This window comes from Actinoplanes missouriensis 431, from assembly GCF_000284295.1.
Classification (GTDB): domain Bacteria; phylum Actinomycetota; class Actinomycetes; order Mycobacteriales; family Micromonosporaceae; genus Actinoplanes; species Actinoplanes missouriensis.
The window spans coordinates 2,930,897-2,949,244 of sequence record NC_017093.1 but is presented as its reverse complement, the minus strand read 5'-3'; the positions used below and the strand labels follow the sequence as shown (position 1 = coordinate 2,949,244).

At 70.4% G+C, this 18,348-nt stretch carries 15 protein-coding genes; 9 read left to right on the top strand and 6 right to left on the bottom strand.

All coding sequences use genetic code 11. From position 1 onward, the window contains the following. Window positions 1–67: 67 nt before the first annotated feature. Window positions 68–1,234: a WD40 repeat domain-containing protein gene (locus AMIS_RS13810; RefSeq protein ID WP_014442919.1), complete on the top strand. Its 1,167-nt coding sequence runs from the start codon at window positions 68–70 to the stop codon at window positions 1,232–1,234. Next, window positions 1,231–2,142 (top strand): zinc ABC transporter substrate-binding protein AztC, encoded by a 912-nt coding sequence (gene aztC / locus AMIS_RS13805; protein ID WP_014442918.1) that lies wholly within the window; start codon window positions 1,231–1,233, stop codon window positions 2,140–2,142. The genes AMIS_RS13810 and aztC overlap by 4 nt, the downstream gene beginning before the upstream one ends. 323 nt (window positions 2,143–2,465) lie before the next feature. On the opposite strand, the gene AMIS_RS13800 is transcribed toward aztC, so the two are convergent. Further along, on the bottom strand, window positions 2,466–3,305 hold the full coding sequence (locus AMIS_RS13800) for an enoyl-CoA hydratase/isomerase family protein (protein WP_014442917.1): 840 nt from the start codon (window positions 3,303–3,305) through the stop codon (window positions 2,466–2,468). A 105-nt stretch (window positions 3,306–3,410) separates the two neighbouring features. Here AMIS_RS13800 and AMIS_RS13795 point away from each other — a divergent pair, with 105 nt between their 5' ends. Beyond that, entirely contained in the window at window positions 3,411–3,821 is a 411-nt protein-coding gene (locus AMIS_RS13795) for a winged helix-turn-helix transcriptional regulator (RefSeq protein ID WP_014442916.1), read from the top strand. A gap of 85 nt (window positions 3,822–3,906) precedes the next feature. On the opposite strand, the gene AMIS_RS13790 is transcribed toward AMIS_RS13795, so the two are convergent. Next, on the bottom strand, window positions 3,907–5,367 hold the full coding sequence (locus tag AMIS_RS13790; protein WP_014442915.1) for a family 43 glycosylhydrolase: 1,461 nt from the start codon (window positions 5,365–5,367) through the stop codon (window positions 3,907–3,909). A 10-nt stretch (window positions 5,368–5,377) separates the two neighbouring features. Beyond that, on the bottom strand, window positions 5,378–6,430 hold the full coding sequence (locus AMIS_RS13785) for an arabinan endo-1,5-alpha-L-arabinosidase (protein WP_014442914.1): 1,053 nt from the start codon (window positions 6,428–6,430) through the stop codon (window positions 5,378–5,380). A 255-nt stretch (window positions 6,431–6,685) separates the two neighbouring features. On the opposite strand from AMIS_RS13785, the gene AMIS_RS13780 reads away from it, so the two are divergent. The 5 genes from AMIS_RS13780 (at window position 6,686) to AMIS_RS13760 (ending at window position 11,933) form a co-directional block, all read left to right on the top strand. Further along, window positions 6,686–7,636 carry a PaaX family transcriptional regulator gene (locus tag AMIS_RS13780; RefSeq protein ID WP_014442913.1) on the top strand — a complete coding sequence of 317 codons (951 nt, stop codon included), beginning with the start codon at window positions 6,686–6,688 and terminating at the stop codon, window positions 7,634–7,636. Between the two features lie 145 nt (window positions 7,637–7,781). Further along, the gene (locus tag AMIS_RS13775) at window positions 7,782–9,173 is read left to right on the top strand and encodes a glycoside hydrolase family 43 protein (protein WP_014442912.1); all 1,392 of its coding nucleotides are present in this window, start codon (window positions 7,782–7,784) and stop codon (window positions 9,171–9,173) included. A 4-nt stretch (window positions 9,174–9,177) separates the two neighbouring features. Continuing rightward, window positions 9,178–10,800 carry a glycoside hydrolase family 27 protein gene (locus tag AMIS_RS13770; protein WP_014442911.1) on the top strand — a complete coding sequence of 541 codons (1,623 nt, stop codon included), beginning with the start codon at window positions 9,178–9,180 and terminating at the stop codon, window positions 10,798–10,800. A gap of 210 nt (window positions 10,801–11,010) precedes the next feature. Continuing rightward, on the top strand, window positions 11,011–11,259 hold the full coding sequence (locus tag AMIS_RS13765) for a hypothetical protein (RefSeq protein ID WP_014442909.1): 249 nt from the start codon (window positions 11,011–11,013) through the stop codon (window positions 11,257–11,259). After that, window positions 11,232–11,933, top strand: coding sequence for a GGDEF domain-containing protein (locus AMIS_RS13760; protein ID WP_051041976.1), 702 nt, complete (start codon window positions 11,232–11,234; stop codon window positions 11,931–11,933). Before AMIS_RS13765 ends, AMIS_RS13760 begins: the two co-directional genes overlap by 28 nt. Window position 11,934: 1 nt before the next feature. On the opposite strand, the gene AMIS_RS13755 is transcribed toward AMIS_RS13760, so the two are convergent. Further along, a complete protein-coding gene (locus AMIS_RS13755; RefSeq protein ID WP_041829750.1) occupies window positions 11,935–13,647 on the bottom strand; it encodes an IlvD/Edd family dehydratase in 1,713 nt (570 codons plus the stop codon). Between the two features lie 131 nt (window positions 13,648–13,778). Between AMIS_RS13755 and AMIS_RS13750 the strand changes: the two genes are divergently transcribed. Continuing rightward, complete coding sequence (locus AMIS_RS13750) at window positions 13,779–14,927, top strand: endo-1,4-beta-xylanase (RefSeq protein ID WP_014442906.1); 1,149 nt, start codon at window positions 13,779–13,781, stop codon at window positions 14,925–14,927. A 32-nt stretch (window positions 14,928–14,959) separates the two neighbouring features. Here the strand turns inward: AMIS_RS13750 and AMIS_RS13745 are convergent, their stop codons facing one another. Continuing rightward, the gene (locus AMIS_RS13745; RefSeq protein ID WP_231859299.1) at window positions 14,960–16,900 is read right to left on the bottom strand and encodes an ABC transporter permease; all 1,941 of its coding nucleotides are present in this window, start codon (window positions 16,898–16,900) and stop codon (window positions 14,960–14,962) included. A 29-nt stretch (window positions 16,901–16,929) separates the two neighbouring features. After that, entirely contained in the window at window positions 16,930–18,342 is a 1,413-nt protein-coding gene (locus AMIS_RS13740) for an extracellular solute-binding protein (RefSeq protein ID WP_014442904.1), read from the bottom strand. Between the last annotated feature and the right edge of the window lie 6 nt (window positions 18,343–18,348).

The following is an 18,348-nucleotide window of genomic DNA, read 5'->3' as shown; positions in this document are numbered from 1 at the left end:
CCGCGGCGACGAGTGCCGCCGGCCCCCGCTGACCTCCACCCCGCCCCTCACCGGAAGGACCCCCCTTGTGATCAGAATCAGCCTCAGCGCCCTCCTGGCCGCCGCCCTCGCGCTGGCCGGATGCGGCGCGGAACCCGAACCCGCCGCAACGCCGCACGGCTACGTCGCCGGTGCCGAGGAGCTGCCCGAGGCGCAGTCGGCCATCGCCTACGCCGCCCGCGGCGGACAGTCGCTGCGGCTGCTCGACCTCGGCACCGAGCAGGAGAAACAGGTCGGTCTCACGGTCGGCGCGCAGCGGCTCACCGAGGACGGGCGGTTCGTCTACGTCAGCGACGGCGATCGCACGCTGGAGATCGTCGACTCCGGGGTGTGGTCGGTCGACCACACCGACCACGTGCACTACTACCGGGCGCCCGCCCGCACGGTGGGCACTGTCACCTTCGACGCCCCGATCGCGTCGGTGGCCGGGTTCGGCGCGCACACCGCGGTCGGGACCACCGGCGGCACGATCCGGATCCTGGACCGTCGTCAGCTGGAGGAGGGCCGGATCGCGGAGGTCGCGACGATCGACTCCGGCAGTTCCACGGCACTGGCCGTCCCGTACGGTCAAGGCCTTCTGGTCGCCGTTGGCGATGATCGGAATCAGCCGGCCACCCGGATCGTGGCGATGAGCCCCGACGGCCGGGAGACCGGCGCCCTCCAGACCCCCTGCCGGGCGCCACGCGGGTGGGTGGTCCTGCGCGGCGGCGCGGTCATCGCTTGCGACGATTCCCTGGTACGGGTGAAGCTCGTCAACGACACACCGGCGGCTGACGTGATCGACGCGCCGGGCGGCCCGGTCCCGTCGACCGGCTTCGGCAACCGCCCGCGCAGCAACGAGGCGGCCACCGCCGATCGCGGCGGCATCTGGTCGGTGAACGCCGCGAAGGCCACCGTGCGGCACCTGCCCGCGGGCGGCCGTGACCTGATCGCCGCCGCCTCCCCGTCCGACGGCGACATGGTGCTCGCCCTGGACGCCTCCGGCACGCTGATCAGCTACGACGTGGTGAGCGGGAAGAAGGTCGCGGAGTCGGCGCTGCGTGCCACGACGCTGACGCTCGACGTCAACCGCGCCTACCTCGCCGAGCCGCAGGCCCGGGTCATCCACGAGGTCGACTACCGGGACCGGTTGCGCGTCGCCCGCACGCTGCGCGCCACCGACCAGCCCGATCTCGCGGTGGAGGTCGGCCGATGAGGCGCCTGACAGCCGCGGCCGCCGCCGTTGCGCTCCTGCTGACCGGCGGCGCCGCCTGCACCACCCGCGACGACGCCAGCATCGTGGTGACCACGAACATCCTCGGTGACGTGGTCCGCGAGATCGCCGGTGACCAGGCCGGCGTGACGGTGCTGATGAAACCGGACGCCGACCCGCACTCCTTCGCGATCTCGGCCCGCGAGGCGCACACCATGCAGAGCGCCGACCTGGTCGTCTACAACGGGCTCGGCCTCGAGGAGGGCGTACTGCAGCACGTCGAGGCGGCGAAGGGCGAGAACGTGCCGGCCGTCGAGGTGGGCGCCGCGATCGAGCCGATGGAGTATGCCGACGGCGACGCCGCCGGTGCGCCCGATCCGCACTTCTGGACCGATCCGGCGCGGATGGTCACGGCCGTGAAGCTGCTCACCGAACAGATCGTCACGCACGTCGACGGGGTCGACCCGGTCGTGGTGCGGGAGCGCGCGGCCGCGTACACCCGGCAATTGGAACTTCTGGACGCCGACCTGGCGGCGCGTTTCGCGGCGGTCCCGGCAGAACGTCGCGTGCTCGTCACCAACCATCACGTCTTCGGCTATCTGGCGCAGCGCTACGAGCTGGCCGTGGTCGGCGCGATCCTGCCGAGCGGGACCACCCTCGCCTCACCCAGCGCGTCCGACCTGGCGTCACTGGTCACCGCGATCGAGAAACACCGGGTGCCGGCGATCTTCGCCGACACCGCGCAGCCGGACCGGCTGGCTCAGGTCCTCGCCGCGGAGGCGGGCCTTCGGGTACGGGTGGTCGGCCTCTACTCCGAGTCACTCAGCGACGAAGGCGGAGAAGCGGCGAGTTACCTGGCGATGATGCGCTTCAACGCCGACACCATCATCACCGGCCTGTCCGGCCGGTGATGCAACCGTGGAGGGGATGGTGGTCTCAAGCAGAGCGGTGGCGGCGGCGGTGGCGTGGATGAGGCCACACGCAACGCCATCGCCGCATGGACAGGGCCACACGCAACGCCTCCGTGGCGATCCATCAACGCCAGGGCAGAGATGAAGACACACGAACCGTTTCCGTGCGACCTCATCGCGGCCAACGCGAATGTCGGTACGCCGCCGCCGTGACAGAGCCGCACCGGGAGCCGCCACCCCCGCACGAGCGCACCGTGAGCCGCCACCCCCGCACGAGCCCACCGTGAGCCACCCCTCGTCCACCGCCCGAACGGGAGATCAACTCAGGCTGAGTGGCATCGCAGCAGGCTTCGGAACAGACCTTCGAGGTCCTGTTCGCCGTCACGGGTCTGCGCGCCGTGTGCCAGCCCCGCGCCCATGAGTTGCGCTGTTCCGGGGCGGAGGACGAGTCCGGCCCACGCCTCGTTCTCACGGGCCAAGCCCTCGGTGTGCTCACGAGGGACGATGGCATGCTTGACCGCCGCGACGACGCCGTCCGGCAGCGCGGCGATGTTGCCGGCTAGACGGTCGACGAACTCGTCCAGTTCGCCGGCGGGGACGGCGCGGTTGATCCAGCCGTATCGCTCGGCGGTCTCGGCGTCGAACAGTTCGGCGCCGAGCACGACTTCCAGGGCACGGTTGCGGCCGATGCGCTCAGTGAGGTACTGCGTGGCACCGCCGCCGGGGACGATGCCCATGAGAGCTTCGATCTGACCGAGTCCGGCCCGCCCGATAGCAGCGAACGCCAGGTCGGCAGCGGCGACGAATTCGGCTCCGCCGCCGCGGGCCTTGCCGGCGAGCTTGACGATGGTCACCTGCGGCTGACGGCGTAACTGCTCTCCGACGGCCTGGAAGACATTGACGCCGTCCGGCAGGCCCGCCATCAGCCCGGCGAGGGCTTCGGGGGTGGCGGTCATGTCGACGTGGGCAAGGAAGAAGTCCGGGTCGGCGCTGTGGAACACGATCACGCGTACGGTGTCGTCGCCGGCCAGCGTGGTGAGCAGGTGCCGCAGCTCGGTCATGACGGCGACACTGAGGACGTTGATCGGCGGGTTGTCGATCGTGACGCGGGCGATTCCGTCCTGGCGGCTGACCCGTAAGGTCCGGTATGCGTCGTGATTCATGGGGTTCCTCCGCGGTATTCGCCAGGATCTTGGTTCCTGATGTATACCTACTCTGAAACCGGCTCTGAGCTGGGTCAATAACGCACTTTAGGGATCCCAGGGATCATGGAGGATACCGTCGTGGCCGCTTCTGAGCCCGTATATCGAGCCATCGCCGAGCATGACCTCGAATTCCGGTCCGACTGTTCGAGCCGGCCGATCCTCGACCAGATCGCCGACAAGTGGTCGATGATGGTGATGGCGGTCCTGGCTGAGCCACGCCGGTTCAACGAGATCAAGCGCCGCCTCGAGGGTGTGACCCAGCGCGTCCTGACGCAGACACTGCGCCGCCTGGAACGCAACGGGATGATCGAGCGCCGTGTACTGCCGACTTCGCCGGTCGGCGTCGAATACTCGCTGACCGTGCTGGGCGAATCCCTGCGCGAGCCGTTCGGCCACCTCTACGACTGGACCGTCGCCAACGCGACCGAGATCCAGGCTTGCCAGCGCGACTACGACCGGCGCATTCAGCGCTGACACGCAGTCCGGCGGATCGACTGGCGCGCCCGGTCGCTGATGCGGGAGTGCGCATCAGCGACCGGACCTCGTCTGCAGGGGGACATCACTCGCCGGAGGGGGCGGTGAGGGTTGCTCCGAGCCGTACCGGGGCGCCGAAGTTCGGGGTTCCGTCGGCGTTCCAGGTGAACTTCTGGGCCCGGGTGGAGCGGTTCATGTCGCAGCCGCCGCCGGCCGAGTCGTTGGCGTGGTAGACGATCCAGTCCTCGGTGCCGTCCGGGCTCTTGAAGAATCCGTTGTGGCCGGGCGCGTAGACCCCGTTGGCGTCGTTGCGCTGGAAGACCGGGTTCAGGCTCTTGGTCCAGTGTGCCGGGTTGAGCGGGTCGGCGCCGGTGAGGGTGAGCAGGCCGAGCTTGTAGTCGGGTCCCCAGCAGGCCGACGCCGAGTAGACGACCATGACCTTGCCGTTGTGGTACAGCGGCTCGGGCCCCTCGTTGACCGCGCCGGTCTGCCGCTCCCATGACAGCGTCGGCGAGCTGAGCCGCACCCGGGAGCCGGTGAGCGTCCAGGGGTTGGTCAGGCGCTGGATGAAGTTGCTCTGCCCGTAGGAGCCGCCGGCGTTGTAGGTGCCCATCAGGTACAGGTTGCTGCCGACCTTCAGGACGCTGGCGTCGAGCGCCCACTCGGTGCCGAGGTCGGCCTTGAACGTGTACGGGCCCATCGGGTCGGGGCCGGCGGACTCCAGGACGTGCAGCCGCTGGGTCGGGTTGTAGTCGGACACGTTCTGCCCGGCGGTGTAGTAGAAGTACCAGCGCCCGTTGATCAGGTGGAACTCCGGCGCCCACATGTTGCAGCAGCCGTTGGCCCGCCCGGCCAGGTTGAAGATCACCTGGTCGGCGGTGGTCGCCAGGCCGGCCAGTGTGGTGGACCGGCGCATGGTGATCGTCGAGTTCCACGTGGTGGTGGCGAGGTAGTAGTAGCCGTTGTAGTGCTGCAACCAGGGGTCCGGGCCGCCGCGTTTGATCGGGTTGGTGAAGGTACGGGCGGCGGCGCCCAGCGGCACCAGCTGCCACTGCTGGTTGGCGCCGTCGAGATCCTGGTACTGCGACACCTTCGCGCCGTCGGCGGTGGACCACTCCCAGACCTCGAGCGCCTTGCCGCTGGCCCGGTTGATCAGCCGCACCTGGCCGCCCGCCGAGTCGGCGAGCCGGAACTGCTGGCGGGCGTCGTTGCGATCGGCGTTCTGCACCAGCTGGACGCCGTCGGTGCTGGACGGCAGGTCGAGGACCTTGCCGCTGTGCGCCGACCGCAGCCGGTACCAGCCGGAGCCGGAGTCGAGGAACGTCCACTGCTGCCAGGCGCCGTCGTTGCGGGTGTACTGGTTGATCGGCGCGCCGTCGGTGGTGGCCAGGTTGTAGACGTCGAGGGCTTTGCCGCTGTTGCGGTTGACCAGCACGTACGGGGTGTCGGTCCGGACCGTGGCGGCCTCGGCGGAGGTCGTGACGACGGCGGTGGTGGCGAGCGCGGCGAGCATCGCGGCGGCCGCGATCACGAGACGGTTTCTCATGGCCGGCCTCCTAGTAGACGAACGGCCAGCCGGCCGCGTCGTAGCCGAGCAGGTTGACGCCGAGCCGGGACGCGCCGTTGTCGGCGTAGTAGTGGTAGACGAGCACCTCGGCGTCGGTGTCGGCGATGACGGCGTTGTGGCCGGGGCCGTGGATGCTGCCGTGCCCGGCGAGGATCTGGGTGCCGCCGCCGGCGGTCATGGCCTTGCCGCTGCGGTCCACGAACGGCCCGTTGGGGCTGGTCGAACGGCCCACCATGATCCGGTACGTGCTGGCCGCGCCCTGGCAGCAGCGGTCGAACGAGACCCACAGGTAGTAGTAGGAGCCGTGCCGGAACATGTGCGGCGCCTCGATCGCGCCGCCGTTACGACCGGCGATCAGACGGATCGACGAGTCGGCCCGCAGTCCCGTGGAGGGGTTCAGGGCGATCTGCTGCAGACCGGACCAGAACGAGCCGAAGTTCAGCCACCACCGGCCGTTGGCGTCCACGATCAGGTTCGGGTCGATCGCGTTGAAGTTGTCCGAGCTGCGTGACTCGATCACCAGGCCGCGGTTGGTCCAGCTGCCGGACGCGCCGGTGGGGCTGGTGGCCAGGAAGATCGCCGAGCGGTTGGAGCCGAACGTCGAAGCGGAGTAGTACAGGTAGTACTGGCCGTTGCGGTACGAGATGTCCGGCGCCCACAGGTTGCGGCTGCCGCCGGTGTAGGCGGTGGTCCACGGCGCCCCGCCGGGGAACGCCGCCCCCGCCTCCCGGAACGTGGTGCGATCGGTGGACGTGGTCAGCCGGATGTTGTCGCCGGTCTGCGCCACGATGTAGGAGCCCGCGGGCGTCTTGACCATCGTCGGGTCGTGGGTGCCGACGGCGCCCGACACGGCGCCGGGGTTGGGGTAGGAGCCCGGGGGTGTGGTCGGTGTCGCCGCGGCCACCACGGGCGCCGCCCGGTTCACGGCGACGGCATCCGGCCGTACCGCGGCTTCGGCGTGCAGCGCCACGCCGGACAGGACGGTGACGACGGCGGCCGGGATGACGAGGAGAGCCCGGCGGGGAATCCGGTTGCTCGGCATGTTTCCTCCGTTCGAGGGGTGTCTCCGCCTGCCGGGGGATGCGGACGGGGACGGGCAGCAGGGATGTTAGCGCTAACAAAATGCGCCATGATGCGGGGCATCCGGCCCGGCTGTACACCGGGGACGCCATACGCGGCACTAACTGTGCCTGCCGGACGCACAACTGTCAATCGATGTGGGTCAAAGTCGGTCGGGAACGGGCGGGACCAGCGATAATGACGGGAGCCGACACCATCGATCCCCGCGGAGCAGCCGGTGACCTACCCGTTCGACATCGAACAGATCTTCCCGGCGGAATCGGTCCGGCTGCCCCGGCGTCAGGCCGGCGGGTCACCGCAGGATCTGACCCTCACGCTGCTGGCCGACTACACCGCGTACACCGGGGCCTGGCTGCCGTCGGCCGCGATCGTGGCGCTGCTCGCCGAGTCCGGCGTGAGCACGGCCGGCGCCCGCGCGGCGGTGAGCCGTCTCGCCCGCCGCGGCGTCCTCGACGCCGGCCGCCAGGGCCGGAACACCCACTACCGGCTCGCCCCCGCCGCCGCCGCCGACCTGGTCGCCGGCGGACGCTGGATCGCCTCCTACGGAACCGACGCCGAGACGTGGGACGACAGGTGGACGCTCCTCGCGTTCTCGCTGCCCCAGGAGGCCACCACCCAGCGTCGCGCCCTGCGCAACCACCTGCGCTGGATGGGCTACGCGCCGCTGTACGACGCACTGTGGATCTCGCCCCGGGAGTTCTCCGAGCAGGCCTGGACCGCACTCACCGGGGTGACCCCCGACGCGGTGACGATCTTCCGGGCCCAGCACGTCGACCTGATGAACGGGTCGGGCCGCCACCCCCTCGACGCCTGGGACATCGACGCCATCGCCGCCCAGTACGACGCGTTCCTGCGGCGCTGGCTGCCGGCCGTCCCGGACATCCGGGCCGGGCGGGTCCCGGGCCCGGACGCGGTGCGCTCCCGCATGGAGATCATCGACGCCTACCGCCGGTTCTCCACGATCGACCCCCGGCTGCCGGACAAGCTCCTTCCGGAGTCGTGGCTCAGGCAGCCGGCCCGGGACGTCTTCGCCGCCGTCTACGACGGGCTGGCCGCCCCCGCCGAGCGGCATGTGCGGGCCGTCGTCGCCGCTCACAGCTCCGGGGCCGAGCCGCGGATCCACGCCAACACCGTCGGCGATCTGCTCCTCGGGCGGCTCAGCGACTAGCTCGGCCACATCTTGACAGTCATCCATGTGAGCGATAACACTTCCCAGGAAGCGGCCGGAAACCTGGCCGTAACACGCTGAGCATCCCCGCCCCGCCCCCATTCGCTCAGCGAAGCCGTCCGTCCCCTGCGGAAAGGCAACAGCCGTGCCTCTGTCCCGAAGAGAGTTCACTCGCCTCGCCACCCTCGGCGCGCTGACCACCGCCGCCGGCGGCGGCGCGCTGCTCGGCACGCCGTCCCCCGCTCTGGCCGCCAACGCCGCCTACGCCTTCGGGTACTTCAAGGAGACCCAGGACCAGAGCGGCGACAGCTACGCCCTGCACCTCGCCGTCAGCACCGACGGCCTGAGCTGGCGGCCGCTGAACCAGAACAACCCGGTGGCCACACCGACCGCCGGCACCCAGGGCCTGCGTGACCCGTTCATCCTGCGTAAACAGGACGGCACGTTCGTCGTGCTCGCCACCGACCTCAAGGGCCGCATCTTCAACCTCAACAACCAGTACCTGCACGTGTGGGACTCCCCCGACCTGCGCAGCTTCACCGGGTACCGCCGGATCCGGATGCACGGGCTCAACACCCACACGTGGGCGCCCACCGCGTTCTGGGTGCCGGCCCGCAACGAGTACGCCATCGTCTACTCGGCCAACAACGGCCAGGACGTGTTCATGGTCAACTACACGTCCGACTTCCGTACGGTCAGCGCCAACCAGGTCTACTTCAGTCCCGGATACCCGGTGCTGGACGCGGACATCGTGGCCGACGGGTCCACGTTCTACATGTACTACAAGAACCTCAACGACGGCCTGCTCTACGGCGCCCGCTCGTCGACCGGCAACCCGAACAGCTACAGCACCTACACCAGCGGCCTGCGCCAGGGCAGCGCCATCGAGGCGCCGCTGCTGATCAAGAACAACACCGGCAGCGGGTGGCGGCTGTGGGGCGACTCGTTCAGCCCGGTCAACAACGACTACTACGCCTGGTCCACCGGCAACATCGGCGGCAACGCGTGGACACCGCTCGGCCAGCGCGACTTCACGCCGCCGCTGAACGCCAAGCACGGCTCGATCGTCGGCATCACCTCCGCCGAGTACGACGGGCTGGTCACCCGGTGGGGACTGCCGGCCTGGGTGCGGCTCAAGTCGTACAACTTCCCCGACCGGTTCGTCCGCCACGCCGACAACATCGGCCGCATCGACGCGTACCCGTTCGACCCGCACCAGGACCAGCTGTGGCGGATGGTTCCCGGCCTGGCCGACTCAGCCGCTGTCTCCTTCGAGTCGGTCAACTTCCCGGGCCGTTTCCTGCGGCACAGCGACTACGCGATCCGCCTGGACGCGAGCGACGGCACCGCCACGTTCCGCGGCGATGCCACGTTCACCCGGGTCGCCGGCCTCGCCGACAGCACCTGGTCGTCGTTCCGTTCCTACAACGTCCCGGACCGCTACCTGCGGCACTCCGGGTACGTGCTGCGCATCGACCCGCTCAGCGCGAGCGCGAGCGCCACCGACCGGCAGGACGCGACCTTCCGTGTCTGCTGAGCCGATGACGCGTACCGTCGCGGTGATCGCCGCCCTCGGCGCGGCGGCGCTCGCGCTGACCGCGCCCGCACCGGCCGCGGCCGCTCCCGGCAGCCCCGCGGTCCGGCCGCCGCTCGGCTGGAACAGCTGGAACACCTTCGGCTGCGACATCTCCGAAGCCAAGATCCGCGCGGCCGCCGACGCCATGGTCAGCTCCGGCATGAAGGCCGCCGGATACCAGTACGTCGTCGTCGACGACTGCTGGCAGGCCACCACCCGCGACGCCGCCGGCAACCTGCGCTCCGACCCGGTGCGGTTCCCGTCCGGCATGAAGGCCCTCGGCGACTACATCCACGGCAAGGGCCTGAAGTTCGGCATCTACCAGGCGCCGCGCGAGGAGACCTGCGCCCAGTACTTCAACGCCCTCGGCGGCGCGACAGGCGCGCTCGGCCACGAGCGGCAGGACGCGACCACCTTCGCGTCCTGGGGCGTCGACTTCCTCAAGTACGACTGGTGCTCGCCGTGGGGCACCCTGAACGACCAGATCGCCGGCTTCACCACGATGCGTGACGCGCTGCGCGCCACCGGACGGCCGATCGTCTACTCGATCAACTCGAACAGCGCCCACACCAACACCGGCCCCTCCTACGACTGGGGCCCGATCGCCGACATGTGGCGCACCACCGAGGACATCACCGACACGTGGACCAGCGGCTGCCGCGCCGACTGCTTCATGGGCGTCACCGAGATCCTGGACGTGCAGGCCCCGCTGTACCCCCGGGCCGGGCCGCAGCACTGGAACGACCCGGACATGCTCGAGGTCGGCGTCCGTGGCACGTTCACCCCGACCGAGAACCGGGCGCACTTCAGCATGTGGGCGATCATGGCGGCGCCGCTGATCGCCGGCAACGACATCACCACCATGAGCGCCGACGTGCGCTCGGTGCTGACGAACCCGGACGTGCTGGCGATCAACCAGGACAGCGCCGGCCGGCAGGCCCAGCGGGTCCGCGACTCCGGTGAGACCGAGGTCTGGGCGAAGACGCTCAGTGACGGGTCGGCGGCGGTCGCCCTGCTCAACCGGTCGAACAGCGCTGCCACGGTCTCCACCACGGCCGCCGAGGCCGGCCTGGGCGCGGCGAGCGGATACCAGCTGTTCGACGTCTGGACCAAGGCCGCACGCAACACCTCGTCGGCGATCAGCGCGACAGTCCCGCCGCACGGCGTGGTCATGTACCGGGTCCGGACCGGCTCCACCGAGCCGACCCCCACGTTCAGCCTGCGCGGCGCGGGCTCCGGGCGCTGCCTGGACGTGCTCGGCGGCGCCCCCGCCGACGGCGCGCAGGCCGTCGTCTGGGACTGCAACGGCGGCATCACCCAGATCATCACCAGCGCGTCGGGACAGCTGCGCATCGGCGGCAGATGCCTCGACGCCGAGCAGAACGGCGTCACCGACGGCACCCGGGTGATCCTCTGGACCTGCGGATCCGGCGCCAACCAGCAGTGGACGCTGCAGTCCGACGGCACGGTCCGCGGCGCCCGGTCCGGCAAATGCCTCGACGTGAACGCCGCCGCCACCGCCAACAACAGCCCGATCATCCTGTGGACCTGCACCGCCGCCGCCAACCAGCGCTGGAGCCGCCTCTGACACCGATCCGGCCGGGTCATGGCGGCGGTGGTCTGGCCGATGCTGATGATCCTGACCGCGATCACCGCGATCAACGGCCGGCGGATCTGGCCCAACCCGGACGCCACGGCCGTGGAACGGCGGATGTGAGGCTCGGTCAGCCTCGCCGGCGCGGTCTTCTTCGTCAGCGACGCCTGGCAGTTCGGCACCTACCTGCGCGCGCCCACGAGCATGGCGGCGCTGATCGGCGGCCCGGCGTACAGCATCGGCATCTTCGCCGGGACCGCCTGCATGGTCGTCGCGCTGCTCGCCATGCCGATGGGGTTCGCCACCCGGCGTGAACGGGTGCGGTTCCTGCTCGACGCGGCCACGGTGCTGACGTTCGCGGCCACGCTGGGCTGCTACTACGCGGTGACGGCGGGCGCTGCCGGCATCGCCGGGGCGGGGCGGTCGTGGTCTTCCGCAGTTTCGCCCTGCTGATCGGGGTGCTCGCGGTGACCGGCTGGCAGACGGCCACCTGGATCGTGGTGGCGGGTTCGGCGGTGAGCTCGGCGCTGGTGGTGGTGCGGCAGCTGACCGCGTTCGCCGACAACGCCCGACTGCTGCGGATCGTCGACGCCAAGGTCGCCGAGGTGAACCGTCTCGCGGCGGAGATGGAGCATCGCGCGTTCCACGACGCGCTGACCGGTCTCGCCAATCGCGCGATGTTCCAGCGGCGCCTCGACGAGCACACCGACGCCCGTGTCGTTCTCCTGATCGACCTCGACGGATTCAAACCGATCAACGATACGTACGGGCACGCCGCCGGCGACGCGGTGCTCGCGGCCGTGGCGCTCCGGTTGCGCGAGTTCACCGGGCCCGGCGACGTCGCGGCCCGGCTGGGTGGTGACGAGTTCGGCATGCTCTGGACGCAGCCGCTGACCGGTGACGAGGCGCGTGCCCGGGCGGCCGACCTGGCCGCGGCGATCGGGCTGCCGATGATGGTCCTCGGCCAGGAGGTCCGGGTCGGCGCGAGCATCGGCGTGGCCATCGGTGACGCCGGGTGCAGCGGTGACGCGTTGCTGCACGAGGCCGACCTGGCGATGTACGCCCAGAAGGCGGCGAAGGCGCCCAGGCCCTCTGCGCCGCGTCAGGTGGCGCGGAGCCACCACTAGGTCAGTGGGACTCGCGGGAGACGCGGTCGCCGCTCGCGCCGCGCAGGAAGTCGCAGTCGGCGCCGGTGTCGGCCTGGCCGACGGTGTCGACGTAGAGACGCTCCCAGCCGCGGGACGGCGCCGCGTAGGCTTTCGCCGCCTCCGGTGACGGCTCGCGGGCGGCCCACTCCTCGGCCGGGACGTCGGCGTCGAGGCGCCGGTTCGCGACGTCGAGGATGATCATGTCGCCGGTGCGGACCCGGGCGAGCGGCCCGCCCGCCGCGGCTTCCGGGGCGACGTGCAGGACCACCGTGCCGTACGCCGTACCCGACATCCGCCCGTCGCAGACCCGGACCATGTCGCGGACCCCCTGTTCGAGGAGTTTCGCCGGCAGCGGCATGTTGGACACCTCCGGCATGCCCGGATAGCCCTTGGGACCGCAGCCGCGCAGCACCAGCACCGAGTCGGCGGTGACGTCCAGGTCCGGGTCGTCGAGCCGGGCGTGCAGGTCCTCGACGGAGTCGAAGACCACGGCCGGACCCCGGTGGCGCAGCAAGTGCTCGGACGCGGCGGCCGGTTTGACGACCGCGCCGTCCGGCGCCAGGTTGCCGTAGAGGACCGCGATCCCGGCGTGCGGCAGCAACGGTTCGGCCCGCGGCCGGATCACCTCGCGGTCGTGGACGCGGGCGTCGCCGAGGTGCTCGGTCAGCGGCCGGCCGGTGACCGTGATCGCGGACGGGTCGAGCAGGTCACGGACCTCGGCGAGGACGGCGTGCAGACCGCCGGCGCGGTAGAGGTCGTCCATCAGGAAGCGGCCGGCCGGGAGCAGGTCGACCAGCAGCGGAACGTCGGCGCCGGTGGTGTCGAAGTCGTCCTGGGACAGCGGCACGCCGAGCCGGCCGGCGATGGCCAGCAGGTGCACGACGGCGTTGGTGGAGCCGCCCAGGGCGGCGAGCGCGACGATCGCGTTGAGGAACGAGCCGCGGGTCATCACCTGGCTCGGGCGGCGGTCCGCGTCGACCAGGCCGACGGCGAGCACCCCGGTCGCGTGGGCGGCCTCCAGCAGCCGGCTGTCCGGGGCGGGCGTGCCGGCCACCCCCGGCAGGGTCATGCCGAGCACTTCGGCGAGCAGGCCCATGGTCGACGCCGTACCCATGGTGTTGCAGTGGCCCTTGCTCCTGATCATCGATGACTCGGAGCGGGTGAACTCGGCGGCGCTCAGGGTGCCGGCCCGGACCTCCTCGCTCAGCTTCCACACGTCGGTGCCGCAGCCGAGCGGCACGCCCCGGAAGGTGCCGGTCAGCATCGGGCCGCCGGGCATCACGACGGCCGGCAGGTCGACCGAGGCGGCGCCCATGAGCAGCGCGGGGATGGTCTTGTCGCAGCCGCCGAGCAGGACGACGCCGTCGATCGGGTTGGCGCGCAGCATCTCCTCGATCGCCATCGCGGCCATGTTTCGCCACAGCATCGCGGTGGGCCGGACCTGGGTCTCGCCGATCGACACGACGGGCAGGTTCAGCGCGACGCCGCCCGCCCGGTGGATGCCGTCGGCGACGCTGCGGGCGACCTCGTCGAAGTGGGCGTTGCACGGGGTCAGGTCCGAGGCGGTGTTGGCGATGGCGATGTGCGGGCGCCCGTCGAACGCGTCGGCCGGCAGGCCCCGGCGCATCCAGGCGCGGTGGATGTAGCTGTTCCGGTCGTCACCGGCGTACCACTGTGCACTGCGTCGCTGCATCGCCAGCCTCCTTCGTAACTTCCGGGGCCTGTGTAGGTCCATCCTTGACCACTTCCCCGCTCGTGCATAGATTGCGATCGTTGCTTCCGGAAAACCACCGAAACTTCCGGACGAAATCGCAAGGAGCTTCCATGCGTCGTCATCGACTTCTCGCCCCCATAGCCGGCGCCGCCGTGCTGCTGGCCGGACAGCTCGCGTTCGCCGGTTCCGCCACCGCGGTCCCCGGCCCGGCCGCCGACCGCCCGTCGGCCGGGCCGGCCTACCCGGCCGATTCGCTGCGGGCGCTCGGCGCGCGCACCGGCCTGCGCATCGGCACCGCCATCAACGCCGACGAGCTCGGCGCCAACGAGGAGTACACGCGGATCGCCGCCGAGCAGTTCTCCAGCGTCACCGCGGAGAACGTGATGAAGTGGGCCGAGGTGGAGGCCGTCCGCGGCGTCTACACCTGGGAGAAGGCCGACCAGCTCGTCGCGTTCGCCAAGAAGAACCGTCAGCTGGTCCGCGGTCACACGCTGCTCTGGCACAACCAGCTGCCCGCCTGGCTGTCCAGCGACGGCTACACCACCACCCTGTCCGACGACGAGGTGAAGGCGGCCCTCAAGAAGCACATCTTCGCGCAGATGCGCCACTTCAAGGGCCAGATCTGGCAGTGGGACGTGGTCAACGAGGCGTTCGACGACAACGGCGAGCCGCGCCAGACCATCTGGTACAAGGCGTGGGGCGGCACCGGTTACATCGCCGACGCGTTCCGCTGGGCGCACCAGGCCGACCCGAAGGCGCTGCTGTTCTACAACGACTACAACCTCGAGTTCACCGGGCCCAAGAGCAACGCGGTGTACGAGCTGGTCAGGTCGCTCAAGGCGCAGCGGGTGCCGATCCACGGCGTCGGTTTCCAGGGTCACCTCTCCACCCAGTACGGATACCCGGACCTGCAGAACAACCTGGAACGGTTCGCCGCGCTGGGACAGAAGGTCGCGCTCACCGAGGTCGACGTGCGCACCGCCACCAAGCCCGAGGCGGTCAACGAGCCGGTCAACCCGCTGGCCTCGTACGCCCAGGAGAGTTACTGGTCGCGGACGCTGAAGGCCTGCCTGGCCGTCCGCGCCTGCATCTCCTTCACGCCGTGGGGCTTCGGTGACGCGTACTCGTGGGTGCCGGGCTGGTTCGACGACCCGCAGGAGGGCGCCGCCCTGATCTACGACGAGCAGCTGAACCCGAAGGGCCAGTACCACGTCCTGCAGCAGGACCTGGCGCTCGCCGCCGGCGCGCCGCGCCGCTGAGCACCGGCGATCGGAAGGGCTGATCCCCATGGTCAGCCCTTCACCGCGCCCGCCGTGAGCCCCTCGGTGAGGAAGCGCTGCCCGAACGCGTACATGACCACCACCGGGATGCTGACCAGCAGCGACGCGGCGGCGAGCTGACCCTGCGGCACGACGTCCCCGGCGATCATCGACTGCATGCCGACCGGGAGCGTCTTGAACTCGTCCTTGGTGATGAACACGAAGGCGAAGAGGAACTCGTTCCAGGCGTTGGTCAGGGTGAACAGCCCGACCGCGAGCAGGCCCGGCTTGGCCAGCGGCAGCACCACCCGGCGGAACGCCTGCAAGCGGGTGCTGCCGTCGACCAGCGCCGCCTCCTCCAGGTCGACCGGGATCGACGCGAAGTAGCCGGTCAGCAGCCAGGTGGCGAACGGCAGCGTGAACGTCGGGTAGGTGAGCACCAGCGACCACAGCGAGTCGGTCAGCCGGGTCTCGATGAGCAGCTGGTAGAGCGGGATGAACAGCAGCGCGCCGGGCATCACGTAGGTGAGCAGTACCGTCACGGTGAAGCCCTGGGCGCCGCGGAACCGCAGCCGGGCCAGCGCGTACCCGCCCAGGGCGGCGCAGACCAGCGCCACCGCGGTCGACGCCGCCGACACCATGATCGTGTTGAGGTACCAGCGGCCGAACGGCTGGTTGGCGACGAGCGCGCCGAACTGTTCGAGGGTCCACGGCGCCGGCCACAGGTCGCTGACGCGCGAGACGATCTGGCTCTCCGATTTGAACGCGGTGACCGCGATCCAGTACATCGGACCGAGCACGAAGACGAGCAGCCCGGCCAGCGCGAGCGCCGACCCGGCTCGCGACAGCGCCGGGGATGCGGACGCCGCCCGCCCGACCGCGGCCGCGATCAGCAGGATCACCGCGAGGACCACCGCGGCCCGCCAGAAGATCTCCGGCGACGCCCCGAGGAGCAGGCCCGTGACGAGCGCGGTGACGCCCCATTTCAGCGCCGCGCGGGTGCGGCCGGACAGTCGTGGTGGCCGGTTGCCGGAGTCCTGGCGCAGCAGCCGGACCAGGACGAACACCAGGCCGGCGATGATCGGCAGCATGATCAGCGTGGCGGCCGCGCCCGCGCCGTACTGCAGTTGCAGGATCGCCTTGGAGTAGGCGACCAGCACGTACGGCGCTGTCACGTCACCCGGGCCGCCCTGGGTGAGCAGCCAGATGAGGTCGAAGTTGTTGAACGTCCAGATCGACGACAGGGTGACCGTCACGGTGATCACGTGGCGCAGGCCGGGCAGCGTGACGTGCCGCAGCTGCTGCCACGACGAGGCCCCGTCGATGGTGGCGGCCTCGTAGTGCTCGGCCGGGATCGCCTTGAGCCCGGCGAGGAAGCAGACGGTGAAGAACGGCACCCCCTTCCAGACGTTGACCAGGATCACCGACGGCATGGCCAGCCCCGGGTCGGACAGCCAGCCGGCCGGCCAGCTGTCCACCAGATGCAGACTCGCCAGCAGCGGGCCGATGCCCGAGGCGGTGAGCAGCGTGTTGACGCTGCCGAAGATCGGGTCGAGCAGAGCGCGCCAGCTGAACGCCGTGACCACCGTCGGCACCACCCACGGCACCAGCAGCAGCCCGGTCAGCAGCGCGCGGCCACGGCGCACCCGGTGCAGCAGCAGAGCCGCGGCCAGACCCAGAACGACCTTGAAGACTTCGGCGTACGCCGTGAAGACGAACGAATTCACCACGCCGGTACGGAACTGCGCGTCCCCGGCGAGCGCCCGATAGTTGTCGAGACCGACGAAGACGCTCGCCGCGCCGTGCCGCTCGGTGGTGCTGGTGACGAACGACTGAATGATCGGCACCAGCACCAGCGCGCCGACGAGGACGGCGGTGGGTGTCAGGAACAGCGCCGCGAGCCGCCAGTCGCGGCCCAGCCGCCGTTCGGCCGGGGTGAGGGAGCCAGGCCCCGGTGGTAATGGCTCCCTCACCACCGGGGCCGGTGGGGTGCGGACCGAGCTCACTGCGGCAGCCCCTGCTGGGCGAAGATCTGCTTCATCCTGGCGTCCGCGTCGGTGACCGCCTTCGCGGGCGCCGCCCCCTGCACGACCTGCTGCATCATGTCGGTCAGCACGTAGGCCGCGATGACGGCCTGCTGCCCGGCGCTGGCCTTCTGCGGGAAGCTCAGGCCGTTCGCGGTCTTGAGCGGCAGTGACTGCTGGGACATGGTGCGCAGCATCGGGAACGCGGGGTCGCCGCTCGCGAAGAACGGGTCGGCGTCCCACACCTTCGCCCAGGCGGGCATCGCCAGGCCGGGCGCCTCCTTCGCGACGCCGACCAGCGCGGGCGCGGTGATCAGGTATTGCGCCAGGAGCCGGGCCAGGGCGCCGTTCTTCGCGCCCTTGAACACGACGAAGCCCTGCGACTGGCCGAGCAGCAGCGACGTGTCGGTGGCCGGGCCGGTGCAGTCGGAGAAGACGTGCGTCCGGTCGTACACCGGGTTCTTCTTGGTCTTGGAGTCGGCGTAGACGCTGAAGCTGTTGCGGGTGTATCCGAGGACGCCGGCCAGCCAGTTCTCGTTGTTGCTGGTGTCGGTCCAGCTGTCCACGCCGGGCGGCAGCATCGGCTTGTACTTCGGGTCGGTGTAGATGTCGCCGAGGAAGGTGACCGCCTGCACGGTCTCCGGGGAGTCGAAGGTGACCTTGCGGCCGTCGTTGGAGGCGATCGCCCCGCCGTACGCGTTGATCAGCGCCTCGATCATGCCGTTGCCGTCGCCGGAGCGGTTGACGGACATCCCCCAGCCGAAGCGGCGCTTGCCCGGGTCGGAGATCGCCAGGCAGACGTCACGCAGCTCCTCCCAGCTGTAGGAGTCCTTGGGCGTGATCCCCTTTTCCTGCATCCAGTCCTTGCGCAGGAACGATCCGATCCCGATGAAGTGGTACGGGATCGCGTACCACTTGCCGTCGAAGACGCAGAAGTTCTTGGCCTCGGCGCAGGGCTCGCCGTACCGGGCGGTCAGCGCCTCGACGGTCTCGGTCACGTCCTCCAGGTCGCCCAGCGCGTGGAACTGCGCGATGAACCGGGAGTCGGTCATGAACGCCAGGTCGCGGGCCACACCGCCCTTGACCTCAGCGTCGATCTTCGCGACCACGTCGCCGGCGTCGGCCTGGACCAGGCTGTTCTCGATCTTCGTCCCGCTGGCCTCGGCGAATTTCCGGATCGAGGCGTCGAGCGCCTCGTTGGCCGCCGTCGAGTACAGCTTCTGCGACAGCATGCCCATCGCGGAGCCCTTGAGTCCCGCGGCGGCGTCGAGCAGTTCCTTCGGCACCTCCGCCGGGGCCGGGGACGGGGACTCGGACCCGCTGCCGCACGCGGCCAGGCCTGCCGCGCCGAGCACCCCGATGCCCATTCCCAGGAAGTCGCGTCTCTCCATGGCCGC

What these genes read in the sequence shown, in the direction of transcription:
- AMIS_RS13790 (WP_014442915.1), bottom strand. Translation starts at nt 5,367, where the DNA reads ATGAGAAACCGTCTCGTGATCGCGGCCGCCGCGATGCTCGCCGCGCTC.
- AMIS_RS13740 (WP_014442904.1), bottom strand. Translation starts at nt 18,342, where the DNA reads ATGGAGAGACGCGACTTCCTGGGAATGGGCATCGGGGTGCTCGGCGCG.
- aztC (WP_014442918.1), top strand. Translation starts at nt 1,231, where the DNA reads ATGAGGCGCCTGACAGCCGCGGCCGCCGCCGTTGCGCTCCTGCTGACC.
- AMIS_RS13765 (WP_014442909.1), top strand. Translation starts at nt 11,011, where the DNA reads ATGGCGGCGCTGATCGGCGGCCCGGCGTACAGCATCGGCATCTTCGCC.
- AMIS_RS13800 (WP_014442917.1), bottom strand. Translation starts at nt 3,305, where the DNA reads ATGAATCACGACGCATACCGGACCTTACGGGTCAGCCGCCAGGACGGA.
- AMIS_RS13785 (WP_014442914.1), bottom strand. Translation starts at nt 6,430, where the DNA reads ATGCCGAGCAACCGGATTCCCCGCCGGGCTCTCCTCGTCATCCCGGCC.
- AMIS_RS13750 (WP_014442906.1), top strand. Translation starts at nt 13,779, where the DNA reads ATGCGTCGTCATCGACTTCTCGCCCCCATAGCCGGCGCCGCCGTGCTG.
- AMIS_RS13770 (WP_014442911.1), top strand. Translation starts at nt 9,178, where the DNA reads ATGACGCGTACCGTCGCGGTGATCGCCGCCCTCGGCGCGGCGGCGCTC.
- AMIS_RS13795 (WP_014442916.1), top strand. Translation starts at nt 3,411, where the DNA reads ATGGAGGATACCGTCGTGGCCGCTTCTGAGCCCGTATATCGAGCCATC.
- AMIS_RS13755 (WP_041829750.1), bottom strand. Translation starts at nt 13,647, where the DNA reads ATGCAGCGACGCAGTGCACAGTGGTACGCCGGTGACGACCGGAACAGC.